Consider the following 18,221-nt stretch of genomic DNA (forward strand, 5'->3'; position numbering starts at 1 on the left):
CAGGAGCTTTCTCATGACACAGACTATCAGCCAGAATCTTGAGACCGAACTCCTCGGTGAAGGCGCCCTTCCGGAAGCTCTTCTGCCTGAAGGCGTTGCGGATCAGGCGGAGCGGCGGACCGTTGAAATCGACAGCCACGCACTGAACTTCGGCCCGCAGCATCCCTCCGCGCATGGTGTGCTCCGTCTCGTGCTGGAGATGGAAGGCGAGGTCGTGGCGCGCGCCGTGCCGCATATCGGATTGCTGCATCGCGGTACGGAAAAGCTGATCGAGTATAAGACGTATCAGAAGGCCCTGCCGTATTTTGACCGTCTCGATTACGTCTCTCCGATGTGCGAGGAGCATGCCTTTGCACTGGCAACGGAAAAGCTCCTCGGGATCGAGGCACCCGACCGCGCAAAGTGGATCAGGGTCATCTTCGCCGAGATCACACGCATCCTGAATCACATCCTTAACCTGACTGCGATGGGACTGGATTGCGGCGCGGTCACGCCCGCCCTGTGGGGTTATGAAGAGCGCGAGAAACTCATCGAATTTCACGAAGCAGCGTCCGGCGCCCGGTTCCATGCCAATTACTTTCGCCCGGGCGGTGTCGCGCGCGATCTGCCGGCCGGTCTCGAAGAGCGGATTTCGAACTGGGCCGAAGAATTTCCGGCATGGATCGACGATCTGGAAAGCCTGCTGACGGAAAACCGGATATGGAAACAGCGCACGGTCGGCATCGGTGTTTTCACCAGCGAGCAGGCGCTGGCCTGGGGCTTCAGCGGACCCTGCCTGCGTGGCTCCGGCGTGCCCTGGGATCTCCGTCGCTCGCAGCCTTATGATAACTACGACAAGGTCACCTTCAACGTGCCTGTCGCGCGTCATGGTGACTGCTACGACCGCTACCTCGTGCGCGTTGCCGAGATGCGCGAAAGTGTAAAAATCATCACGCAGGGTCTGGAACAGATTCAACCGGGTCCGGTTAAAATCCAGGACCCGAAATTCTCCGCGCCGCCACGTGCCGTCATGAAGCGGTCGATGGAAGCCCTGATCCATCACTTCAAGTTGTTTACCGAGGGGTATCACGTGCCGCCCGGCGCGACATACACCGCTGTGGAGACCCCGAAGGGAGAGTTCGGCGTGTATCTCGTCGCGGATGGAAGCAACCGGCCGTATCGCTGCAAGATCCGGCCGACAGGGTTCTCTCATCTGCAGGCGATTGACGAATTGTCCCGGCGGACAATGCTGGCAGATACCGTCGCAATTATCGGATCGCTGGATCTTGTGTTTGGTGAGGTGGACAGATGAGCGACGTGAATCGCGAACAGCCCGGGCACTTTGAATTCGACGAGATCAGCGAAGCCGAGATTACAAAAATCCTCGTGAAATATCCGCCGGAACGAAAAGCAAGCGGATCGCTTCCACTGCTTTATGTCGCGCAGAAACAGATGGGCCGGCAGACCGGAAGCGCCTGGGTGCCGGTGGTGGCAATGGACCGGATCGCGGAACGGCTGGAAATCGCGCCGATCCGCGTCTACGAAGTCGCAACTTTCTATTTCATGTTCAACACAAAGCCGATCGGCCGGTATCATCTTCAGGCCTGCACCACGACATCCTGCTGGCTGCGCGGATCGGACGATGTCGTGGCCGCCTGTAAAAAAGCAACAGGTGTAAAGCATTTTGGCGAGACCAGCGCGGACGGTCTGTTCACGCTGAGCGAAGTTGAGTGTCTGGGGGCCTGTGCCAATGCGCCGATCCTGCAGGTCGATGATGATTATTACGAAGATCTCGACGGTCCGCGCACCGAGGCGCTGATCGAGGCACTCCGTCGGGGCGAAAAACCCGAGTCCGGACCGACGATCGACCGGCTGGGATCCGCCCCTCAGGGAGGCCGGAAAGTTCTGCTTGAGGCGGCGCACGAAGATCCTGCTTCGGCTCAGGGAGAGCGGTCATGCTGAACGATAAAGACCGGATATTCACCAATCTCTACGGTCAGAATGACTGGCGTCTTGCCGGTGCCCGTATGCGCGGCGACTGGAACGATACAAAAGCGATCCTGGAAAAAGGTCGGGATGGCATCGTTGCGGAAATGAAATCGTCCAGCCTGCGTGGACGGGGCGGGGCGGGATTCCCGACCGGTCTGAAATGGTCTTTCATGCCGAAAGGCGACGGGCCATTGCCGCGCTATCTCGTGATTAATGGCGATGAATCCGAGCCAGGCACCTGCAAGGATCGCGAAATTCTCCGGCACGAGCCGCATAAGCTGATCGAGAGTGCGCTGATCGCATCTTTCGCGATGGGCGCGCATGCCGCCTACATCTATGTCCGTGGCGAATTTTATAACGAAGCACGGCATCTCCAGTTCGCTGTCGATGAAGCCTACGAAGCCGGCCTTCTCGGGAAAAATGCAGCAGGAACCGGGTGGGATTTCGATTTCTACATTCATCGCGGAGCAGGGGCGTATATCTGCGGCGAAGAAACCGCCCTGCTCGAAAGTCTGGAAGGTAAAAAAGGCCAGCCCCGTATGAAGCCGCCATTCCCGGCCGGCGCCGGTCTGTACGGTTGCCCGACGACGGTGAACAATGTTGAAAGCATCGCGGTCGCATCGACAATTCTTCGTCGCGGTGGCGCATGGTTTGCCGGTCTCGGGCGCCCGAATAATACCGGATCGAAGCTCATGGCCATCTCAGGCCATGTGAATACGCCCTGTGTTTTCGAGGAAGAGCTTGGCGTTCCCCTGAAAGAAATCATCGAGAAACACGGCGGCGGCGTGCGCGGCGGATGGGATAATCTTCTCGCCGTCATCCCCGGCGGCTGCTCAGTGCCCCTGCTTCCGAAAGACATCTGCGAAACCGTCCTCATGGATTACGACAGCCTGCGCGCCGAGCGGTCCGGGCTGGGCACAGCCTGCATGATCGTCATGGATAAATCCACTGACATCATTAAAGCCATTGCCCGGTTCTCACAGTTTTTCAAACATGAAAGCTGCGGACAGTGCACGCCCTGCCGTGAAGGCACGGGCTGGATGATGCGGGTGATGAACCGCATGGTCGAAGGACGGGCCGAGATCGAGGAAATCGACATGCTCGAACAGGTCACCCGTCAGGTCGAAGGCCATACGATCTGCGCTCTTGGCGACGCGGCGGCCTGGCCGATTCAGGGGCTGATCCGTCATTTCCGGCCGGTCATGGAAGAGCGGATTCAGACCTATAAGCGGCAGCACGGTGGCGTGCAGATTCAGGTGCCCGCCGGCACACCTGTTGTAACCCTGGCGGCGGAGTAAGACGGATGGTCAACGTGATCGTCGACGGCATTCCGGTTGATGTCCCCGCCGGCTCTTCCGCGCTTCAGGCCTGCGAAGCCGCCGGCAAGGAAATCCCGCGCTTCTGTTTCCATGAACGCCTGTCAGTGGCGGGAAACTGCCGAATGTGCCTCGTGCAGGTTGTCCGCGCGCCTAAGCCGGTCGCATCCTGCGGCTTTCCCGTCGCCGAAGGGATGCAGATCCTGACAGATACGGAGGTTGTCCGAAAAGCCCGGCGTGCGGTGATGGAATTCCTCCTGATCAATCACCCGCTCGACTGCCCGATCTGTGACCAGGGTGGCGAGTGCGATCTTCAGGATCAGGCATACGGCTATGGTTCGGGCATTTCCCGTTATCATGAAGAAAAACGAGCCGTAACCGACAAAAATCTCGGTCCCCTGGTCAAGACGGTGATGACCCGGTGCATCCAGTGTACCCGCTGCGTCAGATTCTGCACCGAAGTCGCCGGCACCCCGGAACTCGGCGCCGTGTCGCGTGGCGAAAACATGGAAATCACCACCTATGTCGAAAAGGCGCTCACCTCCGAACTGTCCGGAAATCTGATCGACATCTGCCCCGTCGGCGCCCTCACTTCCAGGCCGGGAGCGTTTCAGGCGCGGCCGTGGGAAATGAAGAAAACAGATGCCATCGACGTCGTGGATGCGCTCGGCACGAATATCCAGATCCAGGCGCGCGGCGGCGAGGTCAAGCGGATCGTTCCCCGGGTTAATGACGATATCAACGAAGAATGGCTGTCGGATAAAGGCCGTTTTTCGGTCGATGGCCTGAAGCGCCGCCGCCTTGATCGCCCATGGGTGCGCGTACATGGCAAACTCCAGCCGGTGTCCTGGCAGGACGCGTTTGTCGCGATCGCGCGACGCCTCGACGGCGTGCCGGGATCGCGGATCGGCGCCATCGTCGGCGATCTCTGCGAAGCCGAAAGCATCATGGCTCTGCGTGACCTGATGCTGGCTTTGGGCTCCCCGAACCTCGACTGCCGCCAGGACGGCGCGCAGTACGATATGTCCGACAGATCGCGCTACGTGTTCGCCAGCGGTATCGCCGGCATCGACGAAGCCGACGCGCTGCTGGTGATCGGCGCCGATCCGCGACATGACGCGCCGGTGCTGAACGCGCGTATCCGCAAACGCTATCTCTCAGCGGGACGCGGCGGCTTCCCGATCGGCGTGATCGGCAACGTCGGGATCAACCCGACCTGGGCTTATGAAAGCCTCGGCGACGGGCCGGGCGCGCTCCGTGATCTTACCGGCGGCTCACATGCCTTCACTGAGATCCTGAAGACCGCGAAAAAACCGATGATCATCATCGGGCAGGAAGCGCTTGCGCGTGAAGACGCCACCGAAGTGTTCGCGCTTTGTGTGCAACTGGCGGAGGCCGTGGGCGCGGTGGTCGAAGGCTGGAACGGCCTGAACATTCTGCATACGGCAGCCTCACGCGTGGCCGGGCTGGATCTCGGCTTTGTGCCCAGGCCCGGCGGCCGCAGCGTGCGCGGCATGCTGAGCGGCGGCGTCGATATAATGTGGCTGCTCGGAGCGGATGAATTCCCGGTGCATGCCATAGGCCCCGAGACCTTCGTGATCTACCAGGGCCATCATGGCGACGCCGGTGCCGCCCGCGCCGATGTGATTCTGCCGGGCGCCGCTTACACGGAAAAACCCGGCACATGGGTCAATACGGAAGGACGCGTTCAGCAGAGTTTCCAGGCAGTGTTCCCGCCCGGCGAGGCGCGTGAGGACTGGCGGATTCTGCGTGCGATCTCGGAAGTTCTCGGCCATACGCTCCCCTATGACACGCTGGAAGATCTGCGCGGACATCTGCGCCTGGGCCGCGACGCCGTGCCGGTCCGGGCCGAAGGTGCGAACACACGGGGCGGGCTCGATACACGACCGTTTGTTCCGCTTACACAGGGATATTACCTGACAAATCCGATCAGCCGGGCCAGTCCGACGATGATTGAATGTGCGCGTGTCCATGCACCGCACACGGCTATAGCGGCGGAGTAAGAGCGTGGCGCATTTTTTCTTCGATACGCTGATCGGCCACGTCATCCTGATCGTTCTCGAGGCGCTTGCGGTCCTCGTGCCGCTGCTGATTGCGGTCGCTTACCTGACGCTGATGGAACGCAAGGTCATGGCGGCGATGCAGATGCGTCGCGGCCCGAACGTGAACGGCATCTTCGGCCTCCTTCAGGCCTTTGCCGACGCCATCAAGATGATCACGAAAGAGACGATCATCCCGTCGGGCGCCAGCAGGTTTCTGTTTCTCTTCGCGCCGTTCCTGACCTTCTCGCTGGCAATGATGGCCTGGGCCGTGATTCCGACAGGAAACGGCCTCGCGGTGGCGAATATCAATGTCGGCATCCTCTACCTGCTGGCGATCTCGTCTCTGGGCGTCTACGGCATGCTGATCGCCGGCTGGGCCTCGAACTCGAAATACGCATTCCTGGGCGGTCTCCGGTCCGCGGCGCAGATGGTCTCATATGAAGTCTCCATCGGCCTGGTCATCGTCTCGGTGCTGCTCGCCGTCGGCAGCCTGAACCTCAACGACATCATCCTCGCGCAACGGCATATCTGGTTCTGCGTGCCGATGTTCCCGATGTTCATAGTCTTCTTCATCTCGGCGCTGGCCGAGACGAACCGGGCGCCGTTCGATCTGCCGGAAGGCGAGAGCGAACTGGTGGCGGGCTTCTTCGTCGAATATTCCTCGCTGTCCTTCGGGCTCTTCTTCCTTGGCGAATATGCCAACATGATCCTCATGTCCGGCATGGTCAGCATCCTCTTTCTGGGCGGCTGGCTTCCACCACTCGGAATCGCACCCTTTACGTGGATTCCCGGCCCGCTCTGGCTGATCGCCAAAATTCTTTTCTGTCTTTTTGTCTTTATCTGGACGCGCGCAACCTTCCCCCGTTATCGCTACGACCAGCTCATGCGGCTGGGCTGGAAAGTCTTCCTCCCCGTCTCGCTGCTGTGGATGATCGCGACGGCAGGATTCCTGCTTGCGACCGGACTGTTGCCGCAGGGAGTAAGCTGATGGCCGGCATGGATCGCGCATTAAAGGCATTTCTGCTGACCGAAATCGTCTCCGGCATGGCCGCGACATTCAGGACGATGTTCAGGCCGAAAGTGACCCTCAACTACCCTTATGAAAAAAGTCCTCTGTCACCGCGCTTTCGTGGAGAACATGCCCTGCGGCGCTATCCGAATGGTGAAGAGCGCTGCATCGCCTGCAAGCTGTGCGAAGCAGCCTGCCCGGCGGAGGCCATCACGATCGAAGCCGAACCGCGCGACGACGGATCTCGCCGCACGACGCGCTATGACATCGACATGACGAAATGCATCTATTGCGGCCTCTGCGAAGAGGCCTGCCCGGTCGATGCCATTGTCGAAGGACCGAACTACGAGTTCGCGACCGAGACGCGCGAGGAGCTGATGTACGACAAGGACAAGCTTCTCTCCAACGGCGATCGCTGGGAAAGTGTTCTGGCGCGGAGGCTCGAACTCGATGCGCCCTACCGCTGAGCGAGCGCTCCTCATGACAGATCCTCTCTGCCCGGAATTTTCCATAACTGCTGTCCGGAGGGGGTCGGCCCTTCCTCACGGAGGAGAGCCGGGATGATGATTCAGCTGGTTTTCTACGTCTTCTCTGCCGTGCTCGTTGCTTCGGCCGCCATGGTCATCAGCGCGCGCAACCCGGTTCACTCGGTCCTGTTCCTGATCCTCGGCTTCTTCAATGCCGCGGGGCTCTTCCTGGTTGCCGGTGCCGAGTTCCTCGCGATGATTCTGGTCATCGTTTATGTCGGCGCAGTCGCGGTGCTGTTCCTGTTCGTCGTGATGATGCTTGATATCGACTTCACGAAAATGCGGGAAGGACTTCAGCGGTACGCCCCGTTCGGCGCCGCCGTCGGCTGTATCCTGTTCGCGGAACTGGTGATGGCCGGCCTGCACTGGGTCACGTCGCCGGTCATGCCGGCACCGGTGACCGGCGGGCTGGGCGAACCCGGCGGTCCGATGACCAACACCGCCGCCCTGGGCACCCTGATCTATACTCATTATATCCTGCTGTTTCAGCTTTGCGGCCTGATCCTGCTCGTTGCCATGATCGGCGCGATCACGCTGACCCTTCGCGAGAAACCAACCGGCCGCCGTCAGATCATTACCAGACAGCACGAACGGATGCGCGCCGATACGCTGGAGATGCTCGACCTGCCACTCGGCAACGGCACAAACTCCAACGGCGGTTTCCTGCGTCCGCCGGGCTCTTATTATGACACCGCCGTTCCCGGTTCATACGGCATCCCGTCATCCGACAGCCAGGTATCCGAAACCGGGAAAGGAGAGCCGGAATGAATTCCGCGATCGCCCAGATCGGGCTCGGACCCTTTCTGACCGTCAGCGCGGCACTTCTGGTGCTGGGTGTGTTCGGGATTTTTCTCAACCGGAAAAACATCATCATCATCATGATGTCGATGGAGCTGATCCTGCTCTCCGCGAACCTCAATTTCGTGGCGTTCTCCGGAGCGCTCGGCGATCTCTCCGGACAGGTGATGGTCCTGTTCACGCTGACCATTGCGGCAGCCGAAGCCGCAATCGGGCTCGCCATCCTCACTGTCTATTTCCGCAACCGTGGCTCGATCCAGGTCGAGGACGTTGCGACGATGAAGGGCTGAGCGGATATGCAGGCGGCACTGATTCTCTTCGCGATAGCCATCCTCGCCCCGCTGGGCGGCGCGGCCATCGCCGGACTGACCGGGCGGCGCATCGGCGACGGCCCGGCGCAGACGATTACCATTTTCTTCATGGGTGTGGCCACCCTGTGCAGCTACGGCGCCCTTATCGGTGGCATGACGACGGGCGGCATGCCCGGCGTCGCGCTTCTGGCCCACTGGGTTGATGCCGGCTCGTTCCATGCAAACTGGGCGCTCCGGTTTGATACGCTGTCGGTGACGATGACGGCGATGGTGCTGACCGTGTCTCTCCTCGTCCACATCTACAGCCTCGGCTACATGGCGCATGACGCCATGCCGCGTTACCGGTTCTTCTCCTACCTGTCGCTCTTCACCTTCGCGATGCTGATGCTGGTCTCGTCCAACGACCTGATCCAGCTCTTCTTCGGCTGGGAAGGCGTTGGTCTCGCGAGTTATCTGCTGATCGGCTACTGGTATAACAAGCCTGCCGCGACAGCTGCGGCGATCAAGGCCTTTGTCGTCAACCGCATCGCCGACCTGTTCTTCCTAGTCGGAATCGGCCTGATCTTCGTAACCTTCGGCACCGTTCAGTACGACGATATTTTCGCCATGGTCCCCGACCAGATCCAGACAGGCTACCAGCTCTTCGGCTCGACCCATTCGATGCTTGAAATCATCGCCACGCTCCTCTTCATCGGGGCAATGGGCAAGTCGGCGCAGCTCTTCCTGCACACCTGGCTGCCGGACGCCATGGAGGGTCCGACGCCCGTTTCCGCGCTGATCCACGCCGCAACCATGGTGACCGCCGGCGTATTCCTGATGGCGCGCATGTCGCCCCTGGTGGAATTCGCCCCCGATACGCGGATTTTTATCGTCCTGATCGGCGCAACGACCTGTTTCTTCGCCGCCACAGTAGGGCTGGTGCAGCCCGACATCAAACGCACGATCGCTTACTCAACCTGCTCGCAGCTCGGCTACATGTTCATGGCCATCGGCGTCGGCGCCTATCAGGCGGCGGCTTTCCATCTGACGACGCATGCGTTCTTCAAGGCGCTGCTGTTTCTCGGCGCGGGCTGCGTCATCCACGCCGTACACGATGAGCAGAATATGTTCCGCATGGGCGGGCTGTGGAAAAAAATCCCCGTCACCTACGCGATGATGTGGATCGGCAGTCTCGCACTCGCCGGCGTGTTTCCCTTCGCCGGATACTGGTCGAAAGATGCGATCCTGAACGCGGCCTGGGTTTCGCACAGCAGCATCGGCACCTATGGCTGGATCATGGGCACGATCACGGCCTTCATCACGGCCCTTTACAGCTGGCGCCTGATCTTCCTCGTGTTCCACGGCCAGCCGCGCGACATGCATCTGCATGAAGGCGCGCATGAAAGTCCGCCGGTCATGCTTGTGCCGGTCGTGCTGCTGTCAATCGGTGCCGTCCTCGCCGGTCTGGTCCTGGCGCCCCTCTATATCGGCGGTAAACAGGCCGCTTTCTGGGGTGGCGCGATTTTCAACGCACCCGGAAACACAGTGATGGCATCGCTCGAAGATGTGCCGACGATGATCGGCCTCATGCCGAGCATCGTCGGCCTGCTCGGCATCGGCGTGGCGTATTTCCTGTATATCGCCCGCCCGGAACTGCCCGCTTCCCTCGCGGCTTCATTCCGCCCGGCTTACCTCTTTCTGCTCAATAAATGGTATTTCGACGAGCTCTATGACCACATCTTTGTCCGCCCGTACCGCGCGATCGCACGCGCGCTGTGGAAAGGCGTCGATGAAGGCGTCGTTGAGAAAATCCCTGTCGAGCTGGCCCGTGTCACCTGGGGCAGCGCCGTGGTCGCCACGCGCACGCAAACCGGCTCAATCGCTGTCTATGCCCTGACAATGCTGGTCGGCCTCGTGGTTCTGGTGACGACGGTGGTGTTCTTCCAATGACAGATTTTCAGAAAAACTTTGGTGTCGGCGCCATGGAGAACAGGCGATGAACTGGTTACTCGGTCTGCCGGAGCTGGTGCTGGCCATCTGCGCGCTCGTCATTCTTTCGGCCGGTGTTCTGCAGAAAAAAGACGAAGCCTTCCTTCCGTGTGCGATGCTCAGCATCGGTGCATTCGTAGTGACCGGCTTTCTGGTCGTGGGAGCGCCGGACGGCATCGCCTATAATGGCCTGTTCGTCGTCGATGCCTTTTCAAGGTTCATCAAGCTGCTGGCCATCATCGGCGGGGCTGCGGCAATAGCCCTTTCCATCGGATATTCGGATGGCCAGCGCAAATTACCCTTCGAGATGCCGGTCCTGGTGCTGTTCTCTACGCTTGGCACGATGGTCATGGCCTCTTCCGTTAATCTGATGACCCTGTTCGTCGGGCTCGAACTGTCCTCCCTGTCGATCTACATTCTCTGCGCGATCGAGCGGGATCGCCTCGGCGCGGCGGAAGCCGGACTGAAGTATTTTATTCTCGGATCGCTGGCCTCCGGGTTGCTGCTTTACGGCATGTCACTGGTTTACGGCTATGCCGGAACAATGGAATACGCGCCGATCGCTGCGGAGATTAACGGAACCGGCATCGTGCCGCTCGGCCTGGTCATCGGCACAGTGTTCATCATCGTCGGTCTGGCGTTCAAACTGTCCGCCGTGCCGTTCCATATGTGGACCCCGGACGTTTATCAGGGCGCCCCGACCCCTGTGACGGCTTACATGGCCGGCGCCCCGAAATTCGCGGCATTCGCTCTGATTCTGCGTGTGATGAGCGGCCCGTTTGGCGCCATGTCCCCGCGCTGGCAGATGCTGATCGAAGTCATCGCGGCGCTGTCGATGCTGTTCGGTTCGTTCGCGGCTATCCCACAGCACAATATCAAACGCCTGATGGCTTATTCCTCCATCGGTCACATGGGCTACGCGATGATGGGGCTGGCCGCCGCGTCTCCCGCCGGCACGACAGGCACGCTGGTTTATCTCGCCGCTTACCTGGTCATGAATGCCGGTACCTTCGGCGTTATCGCGGCGATGCGCCGTCGCGGGCACGAAGTCACCGAGATTTCCGATCTCGCCGGGCTGGGCCGGAACAATCCGGGCCTGGCTCTGATCCTGGCAATCTGCATGTTCAGTATGATCGGCGCCCCGCCGCTGGCCGGCTTCTTCGGCAAGTTCATGGTGTTTGCAGCCGCCTGGCACGCCGGGCTCTATCCGCTGGTCGCGGTTGGTGCCGTGTCCGCGGTCGTCGGCGCCTTCTATTATCTGCGCCTGGTCAAGGTGGCGTATTTCGACGCGCCCGCCGTGCCGTTCGATCGTCCGGCCCCGTCGGTCTCTTTCGTGTCGATTGCAATGGGGCTTGCCACAGTCCTTTTTCTGATCGGTCTCGGACCCATCAGCGCGGCGGCTCAGGCTGCGGCCCGGGCACTCATTGGTTAGCGCCGGCCCGATTCCGGCAGAGGCCGCCGGAACAGGCCAGCCGACTCCGTCGCCGTGGCGTTTCGAATGTCATGATGAGCTGCCATCCACGTCTGATACCTGCATCGAAAGAGGCCGGGCCGGCGAAGGCGACGGGCTCGCCGTGCTGGCCCTCAGCCAGACGCGGGCGCGCGGCAGCCGGGGGCGCATCTGGGCAGACCCCGGCGACAGCCTGGCCCTTTCGGTTCTGCTGAAGCCGGAGCAGGCGGAGCGGGAGACCGGCGGGGCCTGGGCCTTTATCGCGGCTGTCGCGTTTTACGACGGGCTGGCCAACGGAATCCAGTCCCCTCGTTTACGCATCAAGTGGCCTAATGACATATTGCTGGACGGACGTAAGCTGGGCGGCCTGCTTGTCGAAATCGACGGCACGCCGGCGGAACAGGTGGTGATCGGGTTTGGCGCCAATCTGGTGCGCTCGCCCCGGGTCGAAGGGCGGTCTCTCGCTTGCCTCGCAGAGCTCGCCGTCCTCTGCGATCCGCGCGTCGTCGCCACCCGCATTCTGGACCGGCTGACGTACTGGAGAGGCGTTTTTCTGCGGCAGGGCTTTCCCGCGATCCGGCAGGCCTGGCTCGCACGAGCGCTGCCCGATGGCTCGGCCCTTGTGGTAAGCGACGGAAAAACCTATTCTCATGGTTTGTTCAGAGGCATCGGAGAAGGCGGGGAACTGCTTCTTGAGTATGAAGGGAAGCTCAGACGATATGTCACCGGTGAGATTTTTTATGGTGATTTCCCGTTGAAGAAGGTGGAAGCCAGTCGTGCTTCTGGTTGTTGACGCAGGCAATACAAACGTCGTTTTTGCTGTCCACGACGGTGAAAAATGGCGCGGTTCATGGCGCATTTCGATGCAGACACAGCGTACGTGTGACGAGTACGCCGTGTGGCTGAGAACGCTGCTTGAAATCGAAGGGCTGTCAGCGGTGAACGTAACGCATGCGGTCATCGGTACCGTGGTGCCTGCTGCGCTTTATCATCTGAGGCAGTTGTCAAGGCGTTATTTTGACGTCGAACCGCTGATTGCCTCGCCCCGGCTTGACTGGGGGTTCAGAATCGCGCTCGACAACCCCGGAGAAGTCGGGGTCGACCGGCTGCTCAACGGTCTGGCCGCGCACCGGATGTATGGCGGCCCACTGATCGTGATCGATTTCGGCACGGCGACCACGTTCGATGTTGTCGGTGAAGACGGAAGCTACCAGGGCGGCGTGATCGCGCCGGGCATTAATCTTTCGGTCGAGGCCCTGCACAGTGCGGCGGCAAGGCTGCCGCGTATTGGTGTGGGGCGCCCGGAAGGGGGGCTGGTGATTGGAAAGAATACGAACGCGGCGATGCGGTCGGGCGTATTCTGGGGATATATAGGGTTGGTTGAGGGGATCGTTGAGAGGATCAGACGGGAATTCGGAGCGCCGATGAAGGTGCTCGCGACCGGCGGTCTGGCTCCGCTCTTCTCAGAAGGAACAGGTGTTTTCGAGCATATCGACTCGCAACTGACGATCAACGGACTGCGCTTTCTGGCCGCCAGAAATCCCGAGCCTGATCTGAGCCATGACAAAGACCATTCAGCAGAAGGATAATATTAAGAATGACAGAAAAAGAAGGCGGTCTTGCCTTTCTGCCACTCGGCGGAACAGGCGAGATCGGTATGAATCTCAACCTTTACAGGCTGGACGATACATGGCTCGCGATTGACTGCGGCATCGGGTTCTCGGGCAATGACACCCCCGAGGCCGAAATCCTCACGCCTGATCCGACATTCATTATGGAACAGCGCGATAAACTCGCGGGTCTCGTCATTACCCACGCGCATGAAGATCACATAGGCGCGGTCGCCCATCTCTGGTCCCGGCTTCAGTGCCCGGTTTATGCAACGCCTTTCGCCAGCGTCGTGCTGCGCCGCAAACTGGGCGAGGCCCGGCTGGATCAGAAAGTTAAAATCCACACGATCAAATGCGGCGGCCGGTTCAATGTCGGTCCTTTCGACATCGAGTTCATTCCGGTCACCCATTCAGTGCCGGAAGCGCAGGCGCTTGCCCTGCGGACCCCTTACGGGCTGATCCTCCATACAGGCGACTGGAAGCTCGACCCGACACCGCTGGTCGGCCCGCCAACAGACATCGACCGCCTCCGGGAAATCGGCGATGAAGGCGTTCTCGCCCTCGTGGGCGACAGCACGAACGTGATGACACAGGGACCGTCGCGCTCCGAAGCCGAAGTCCGCGAAGGCATGACGGCGCTGATCGGCTCGCTCAAAGGCCGTATCGCCGTCACCTGCTTTGCGTCCAACGTCGCCCGTGTGGAGACGATCGCCATGGCCGCCCAGGCCGCCGGGCGCACGGTTGTCCTCGTCGGCCGGTCCCTCCGCAATCTCGATGTCGCGGCCCGTGAATGTGGCTATCTGTCCGGAGTCCTGCCGTTCCTGACCGAGCAGGACGTGAACAATCTGCCGGATGACCAGGTGGTGATGATCATTACCGGAAGTCAGGGAGAACCCCGCTCCGCCCTGTCCCGTATCGCATCGGACGTCCACCCGAACGTGGCGCTGGGGGAAGGCGACACCGTCATTTATTCCAGCCGCATGATCCCGGGCAACGAGCGCGCGATCATGCAGGTGCAGGACAATCTGACACGCCGGGGCGTCACCGTCCTGACCGATCGTGACGCGATGGTGCATTGCTCCGGCCACGCCACCGGCGACGATGTCCGAACGATGTACGAACTGATCCGGCCGCAATACGCCGTCCCCACGCATGGTGAGTGGCGTCATCTGACCGCTCACGCGGCACTTGCTCAGGAAAAAGGTATCCCGGCGATTCTGCTGGAAGATGGCGACATCCTGAACCTGGCGCCCGGTGTCGTCGAGGTCGTCGATACGGCCCCGACAGGACGTCTGGCCGTGGATGGCAACAGACTGCTGGCCATGAACGGCGACGTTCTCGCCGCGCGCCGCAAGATGCTGTTCAACGGCATCGTGCTCGCCAGTTTTGCCGTCGATGACGAAGGCTACGTTATCGGTGAGCCAAAAGTCAGTGCCCCTGGCCTGCTTGATTCGGACGAACCGGAAAACATCCGCGTGCGTGAGGAATTCGCCAACGCCATCGACGAGATCCCCGATGAGTTGAGAATGGATGACCAGTCTTTCCGGGAAGCGGCAAAAACGGCTCTGCGCCGCGCGCTCGGACGGAAAATTCAGAAGCGCCCGCTCGTGGATGTCCACGTCCTGCGCGTCTGAGCAGAGCAAAAATGATAAGCGGTGCTCCGGATAACCGAAACACCGCTTATCATCACTCTGTGTATTTTTGTTATTCTTATTTTGGATAAATCTATCGTCGCCTGTTCAGAATGCAAGCAATGATGTGATCACAAGCCGGTGTGCGTTCCGGCTCACGGGATGACGCTTGCATCCGACATCAGCGTGCGGGATAGGCGGTGTCTGAGTCCGGACGCACCGTCGCCATTGCCCTGCGTGCCGCCACACACGCAGCCGGACGTTTTCATCCGACCGGTCACAGCCGGTTCGTTTTCAGGGACGAGAATCGTTACCATGCGCCTGTCACGCAGTTTTCTGCCTACCCTTCGGGAAACACCTTCCGAGGCCCAGATCGCCTCGCACAGACTGATGCTGCGGGCCGGGCTGATCCGTCAGACGGCCTCCGGGATCTATGCGTGGCTTCCGGCCGGACTGCGGGTGCTGCGTCATATCGGACAGATCGTCCGCGAAGAGCAGGATGCCATCGGTGGCCAGGAAGTGCTGATGCCGACGCTGCAACCGGCGGAACTGTGGAAGCGCTCCGGTCGCTACGACGCTTACGGGCCGGAAATGCTCCGCATCCGTGACCGGCACGAACGGGATCTTCTCTACGGCCCCACCAACGAGGAGATGATCACCGATCTCTTCGGACAGAGCATCAGATCCTACAAAGAACTGCCGCAGGTTCTCTACCATATCCAGTGGAAGTTCCGCGATGAAGTGCGTCCCCGCTTCGGCGTGATGCGCGGCCGGGAATTCCTGATGAAGGATGCCTACAGCTTCGACATCAGCTACGAGGCCGCCGTCGATACTTACCGCCGCATGATGCTGGCCTACCTCCGCACCTTTCAGCGCCTCGGCGTCCGTGCCGTCCCCATGGTCGCCGATACCGGCCCCATCGGCGGCGATCTGAGCCACGAATTCCTGATCCTGGCCCCAACCGGCGAGAGCGGCGTCTTCTACGACGGCGAACTGGAAACGCTGGACTGGCTGAGCGACCCGGTGGATATCAGCGACAGCGCCTCGCTCGACAAATTCTTTTCGAACCTGACATCCTATTACGCCGCGACCGATGAGAAGCACGAAGAAGGTGCCTGGAGCCAGGTGCCCGAATCCCGCCGCCGCGAAGGCCGCGGAATCGAAGTCGGGCACATCTTCTATTTCGGAACCAAATACACCAGAGCCATGGACATCACGGTCGCCGGGCCGGACAGCACGCCCGTCTGTCCCGAGATGGGGTCATACGGCATCGGCGTCTCCCGTCTGGTTGGCGCGATCATCGAGGCCTGTCATGACGAAGCCGGAATCATCTGGCCGGACAGTGTGGCGCCCTTCAAAGCCGTCATCATCAACCTCAAAACCGGGGACGCAACATGCGATGCGTTCTGTGAGCAGCTTTATGCCGCCGCGCCGGAGCAGTTCCTCTACGATGACCGGACAGACCGCGCCGGCGCCAAATTCGCCGACGCCGATCTGATGGGCCACCCCTGGCAGCTCATCGTCGGACCGCGCGGCGCCAAAGAAGGCAAAGTGGAGCTGAAGCGACGCGCGACAGGCGAGCGTTTCGAGCTGTCGGTTGACGAAGCCCTGGCGAAAGTGCTCGACCGCTGATGTTCGGATCGTTCGAGCGTGCCGTTGCCGGGCGCTACCTGAGAGCGCGCAAAGGCGAGCGTTTTGTCTCGGTCATCGCGATTTTCTCGCTTGCCGGCATCGCGCTCGGCGTGGCGACGCTTATCATCGTCATGGCTGTGATGAACGGATTCCGGTCCGACCTGATGGGACGCATCCTCGGACTGAACGGCGATCTCACCCTCTATGGCATGAGCCGCTCGATCACGGATTACGATGACATCGCCGCGAAAGTTCGCAAAGTGCCGGGTGTGACCAGCGCGACGCCGATGCTCGAAGGGCAGGTCCTTCTCAGTGTCGGCGCCTACAGTGCGGGCGGTATCGTCCATGGCATGACCCGCCAGGGTCTCCAGGACCTGAAAGCCGTCAGTTCTTCCATCATCGCCGGTTCGCTCGACGATTTTCAGGGTGACGACGCAATCGCGGTCGGCGCGACCCTGGCCGACCGCGCCGGGCTCGCGATCGGGTCGAAAATCACCCTCGTTTCCCCGAACGGCGCCGCCACCGCCTTCGGAACCATGCCGCGCGTCCGGGCCTACAGAGTGGTGGCAATCTTCGATGCCGGAATGAATGATTATAATTCCGGCTATGTGTTTCTGCCTCTGCCGGCGGCACAGGTCTATTTTCAGAAACCAGCCGCCGTTACACAGATCGTCGTCATGACAACGGATGCTGAAAACGTGCAGCCGGTCACACGCGCGATTGAGAAAACCCTCGGCGATCCGCGTATCCGCGTCCTCGACTGGACGAACAGCAACAACGCGTTTTTCGGCGCGGTGCAGGTCGAGCAGAACGTCATGTTCCTGATTCTGACGCTGATTATCCTCGTCGCGGCCTTCAACGTGATCTCATCGCTTATCATGATGGTCAAAGATAAAACCGCCGACATCGCCGTGCTGCGCACACTCGGCGCCACCCGGGGCGCCATCATGCGAATCTTCCTGATGTGCGGCGCCTCCGTCGGCGTCACAGGCACGGTCCTGGGCACACTGATTGGCGTGGTCTTCTGCGAGAATATCGAGCGGATCAGACAGTTCCTTCAAAAACTGACCGGAACAAACCTGTTCAACCCGGAAGTCTATTACCTGGAGCATCTGCCCGCGAAACTCGTCTGGAGTCAGGTTCTGGAAGTGATCTTCATGGCACTCGTTCTTTCGCTTCTCGCCACACTTTACCCGTCATGGCGCGCAGCCCGGACTGACCCCGTCGAGGCCCTGCGTCATGGCTGAAGCAACCGGTGAAACAGTTCTGCAACTGCGGGATGTGGCGCGCTCCTATGTGAGCGGCGACGAGACGCTGCATGTCCTGCGCGATATCAGTTTTTCATTACAGGCAGGGGAAATCGTGGCACTTGTCGCGCCGTCCGGAACCGGCAAGTCAACGCTTCTGCATATCGCCGGTCTGCTGGACCGGCCGGATGGCGGTTCGGTGGAAATCACCGGGCGTGAATCCGGGCGGCTGGCCGATAACGACCGCGCCGCGATCCGCTGCTCGGAGATCGGGTTCGTCTATCAGTTTCATCATCTGCTCGGTGAATTCACGGCCCGTGAGAATGTGATGCTGCCGCAGATGATCGCGAAACAGTCACGGCGCGCGGCGCGTGCCCGGGCTGACTATCTGCTCGATCTGTTCGGCCTCGGCCACAGACTGGATCACCTGCCGGGCAAACTCTCCGGCGGCGAACAGCAGCGCGTGGCCATCGCCCGCGCTCTTGCCAATGAACCCTCCCTGTTACTCGCGGATGAGCCAACCGGAAATCTGGATGTGAAAACCGCTGCCGTCGTCTTTGACGAACTGCTGCGGGTTGTTCGGGGAACCGGTCTCGGCGCACTGATTGCAACCCATAATGATGACCTGGCCTCGCGAATGGACCGGGTCGTGACCCTGCGTGACGGCATGCTGGTCGAATTCTGACGGAAG

At 60.7% G+C, this 18,221-nt stretch carries 17 protein-coding genes; 16 read left to right on the forward strand and 1 reads right to left on the reverse strand.

Annotated features, from left to right (window positions below; all coding sequences use genetic code 11):
• Positions 1-13 precede the first annotated feature (13 nt).
• From GOB90_RS01750 to GOB90_RS01810, 13 genes are all read left to right on the forward strand, one after another.
• Positions 14-1,291 carry an NADH-quinone oxidoreductase subunit D gene (locus GOB90_RS01750; protein WP_146886888.1) on the forward strand — a complete coding sequence of 426 codons (1,278 nt, stop codon included), beginning with the start codon at positions 14-16 and terminating at the stop codon, positions 1,289-1,291.
• Positions 1,288-1,941: a complex I 24 kDa subunit family protein gene (locus GOB90_RS01755; RefSeq protein ID WP_146886886.1), complete on the forward strand. Its 654-nt coding sequence runs from the start codon at positions 1,288-1,290 to the stop codon at positions 1,939-1,941. The genes GOB90_RS01750 and GOB90_RS01755 overlap by 4 nt, the downstream gene beginning before the upstream one ends.
• On the forward strand, positions 1,935-3,266 hold the full coding sequence (gene nuoF, locus GOB90_RS01760; protein ID WP_146886883.1) for an NADH-quinone oxidoreductase subunit NuoF: 1,332 nt from the start codon (positions 1,935-1,937) through the stop codon (positions 3,264-3,266). The genes GOB90_RS01755 and nuoF overlap by 7 nt, the downstream gene beginning before the upstream one ends.
• A gap of 5 nt (positions 3,267-3,271) precedes the next feature.
• A complete protein-coding gene (gene nuoG, locus GOB90_RS01765) occupies positions 3,272-5,308 on the forward strand; it encodes an NADH-quinone oxidoreductase subunit NuoG (protein WP_146886881.1) in 2,037 nt (678 codons plus the stop codon).
• 4 nt (positions 5,309-5,312) lie between these two features.
• Entirely contained in the window at positions 5,313-6,335 is a 1,023-nt protein-coding gene (nuoH, locus tag GOB90_RS01770) for an NADH-quinone oxidoreductase subunit NuoH (protein ID WP_146886878.1), read from the forward strand.
• The gene (nuoI, locus tag GOB90_RS01775; RefSeq protein ID WP_146886876.1) at positions 6,335-6,823 is read left to right on the forward strand and encodes an NADH-quinone oxidoreductase subunit NuoI; all 489 of its coding nucleotides are present in this window, start codon (positions 6,335-6,337) and stop codon (positions 6,821-6,823) included. Before nuoH ends, nuoI begins: the two co-directional genes overlap by 1 nt.
• Positions 6,824-6,916: 93 nt before the next feature.
• Positions 6,917-7,651 carry an NADH-quinone oxidoreductase subunit J gene (locus GOB90_RS01780; protein WP_173571880.1) on the forward strand — a complete coding sequence of 245 codons (735 nt, stop codon included), beginning with the start codon at positions 6,917-6,919 and terminating at the stop codon, positions 7,649-7,651.
• Positions 7,648-7,971 (forward strand): NADH-quinone oxidoreductase subunit NuoK, encoded by a 324-nt coding sequence (gene nuoK / locus GOB90_RS01785; protein ID WP_173571881.1) that lies wholly within the window; start codon positions 7,648-7,650, stop codon positions 7,969-7,971. Before GOB90_RS01780 ends, nuoK begins: the two co-directional genes overlap by 4 nt.
• A 6-nt stretch (positions 7,972-7,977) precedes the next feature.
• The gene (gene nuoL / locus GOB90_RS01790) at positions 7,978-9,921 is read left to right on the forward strand and encodes an NADH-quinone oxidoreductase subunit L (RefSeq protein WP_146886873.1); all 1,944 of its coding nucleotides are present in this window, start codon (positions 7,978-7,980) and stop codon (positions 9,919-9,921) included.
• Positions 9,922-9,967: 46 nt separating this feature from the next.
• A complete protein-coding gene (nuoN, locus tag GOB90_RS01795) occupies positions 9,968-11,392 on the forward strand; it encodes an NADH-quinone oxidoreductase subunit NuoN (protein ID WP_146886870.1) in 1,425 nt (474 codons plus the stop codon).
• Positions 11,385-12,203 (forward strand): biotin--[acetyl-CoA-carboxylase] ligase, encoded by an 819-nt coding sequence (locus tag GOB90_RS01800; protein ID WP_194300814.1) that lies wholly within the window; start codon positions 11,385-11,387, stop codon positions 12,201-12,203. The genes nuoN and GOB90_RS01800 overlap by 8 nt, the downstream gene beginning before the upstream one ends.
• Positions 12,187-12,999, forward strand: coding sequence for a type III pantothenate kinase (locus GOB90_RS01805; RefSeq protein ID WP_146886868.1), 813 nt, complete (start codon positions 12,187-12,189; stop codon positions 12,997-12,999). Before GOB90_RS01800 ends, GOB90_RS01805 begins: the two co-directional genes overlap by 17 nt.
• 8 nt (positions 13,000-13,007) lie before the next feature.
• Positions 13,008-14,654: a ribonuclease J gene (locus GOB90_RS01810; RefSeq protein WP_146886866.1), complete on the forward strand. Its 1,647-nt coding sequence runs from the start codon at positions 13,008-13,010 to the stop codon at positions 14,652-14,654.
• A gap of 152 nt (positions 14,655-14,806) precedes the next feature.
• Here the strand turns inward: GOB90_RS01810 and GOB90_RS01815 are convergent, their stop codons facing one another.
• On the reverse strand, positions 14,807-14,968 hold the full coding sequence (locus GOB90_RS01815) for a hypothetical protein (protein WP_173571882.1): 162 nt from the start codon (positions 14,966-14,968) through the stop codon (positions 14,807-14,809).
• Between GOB90_RS01815 and proS the strand changes: the two genes are divergently transcribed.
• The 3 genes from proS to GOB90_RS01830 are packed head-to-tail and all read left to right on the forward strand — an operon-like array spanning position 14,967 to position 18,215.
• Positions 14,967-16,283 carry a proline--tRNA ligase gene (gene proS, locus GOB90_RS01820; protein ID WP_146886864.1) on the forward strand — a complete coding sequence of 439 codons (1,317 nt, stop codon included), beginning with the start codon at positions 14,967-14,969 and terminating at the stop codon, positions 16,281-16,283. The two genes, GOB90_RS01815 and proS, sit on opposite strands and share 2 nt — an antisense overlap.
• Positions 16,283-17,530, forward strand: a complete 1,248-nt coding sequence (locus tag GOB90_RS01825; RefSeq protein ID WP_146886861.1) for a lipoprotein-releasing ABC transporter permease subunit — start codon at positions 16,283-16,285, stop codon at positions 17,528-17,530. The genes proS and GOB90_RS01825 overlap by 1 nt, the downstream gene beginning before the upstream one ends.
• Positions 17,523-18,215 (forward strand): ABC transporter ATP-binding protein, encoded by a 693-nt coding sequence (locus GOB90_RS01830; protein WP_146886859.1) that lies wholly within the window; start codon positions 17,523-17,525, stop codon positions 18,213-18,215. Before GOB90_RS01825 ends, GOB90_RS01830 begins: the two co-directional genes overlap by 8 nt.
• The last annotated feature ends 6 nt before the right edge of the window (positions 18,216-18,221 follow it).

It is taken from the genome of Acetobacter oeni (assembly GCF_011516825.1).
In the GTDB taxonomy this organism is placed as follows: domain Bacteria; phylum Pseudomonadota; class Alphaproteobacteria; order Acetobacterales; family Acetobacteraceae; genus Acetobacter; species Acetobacter oeni.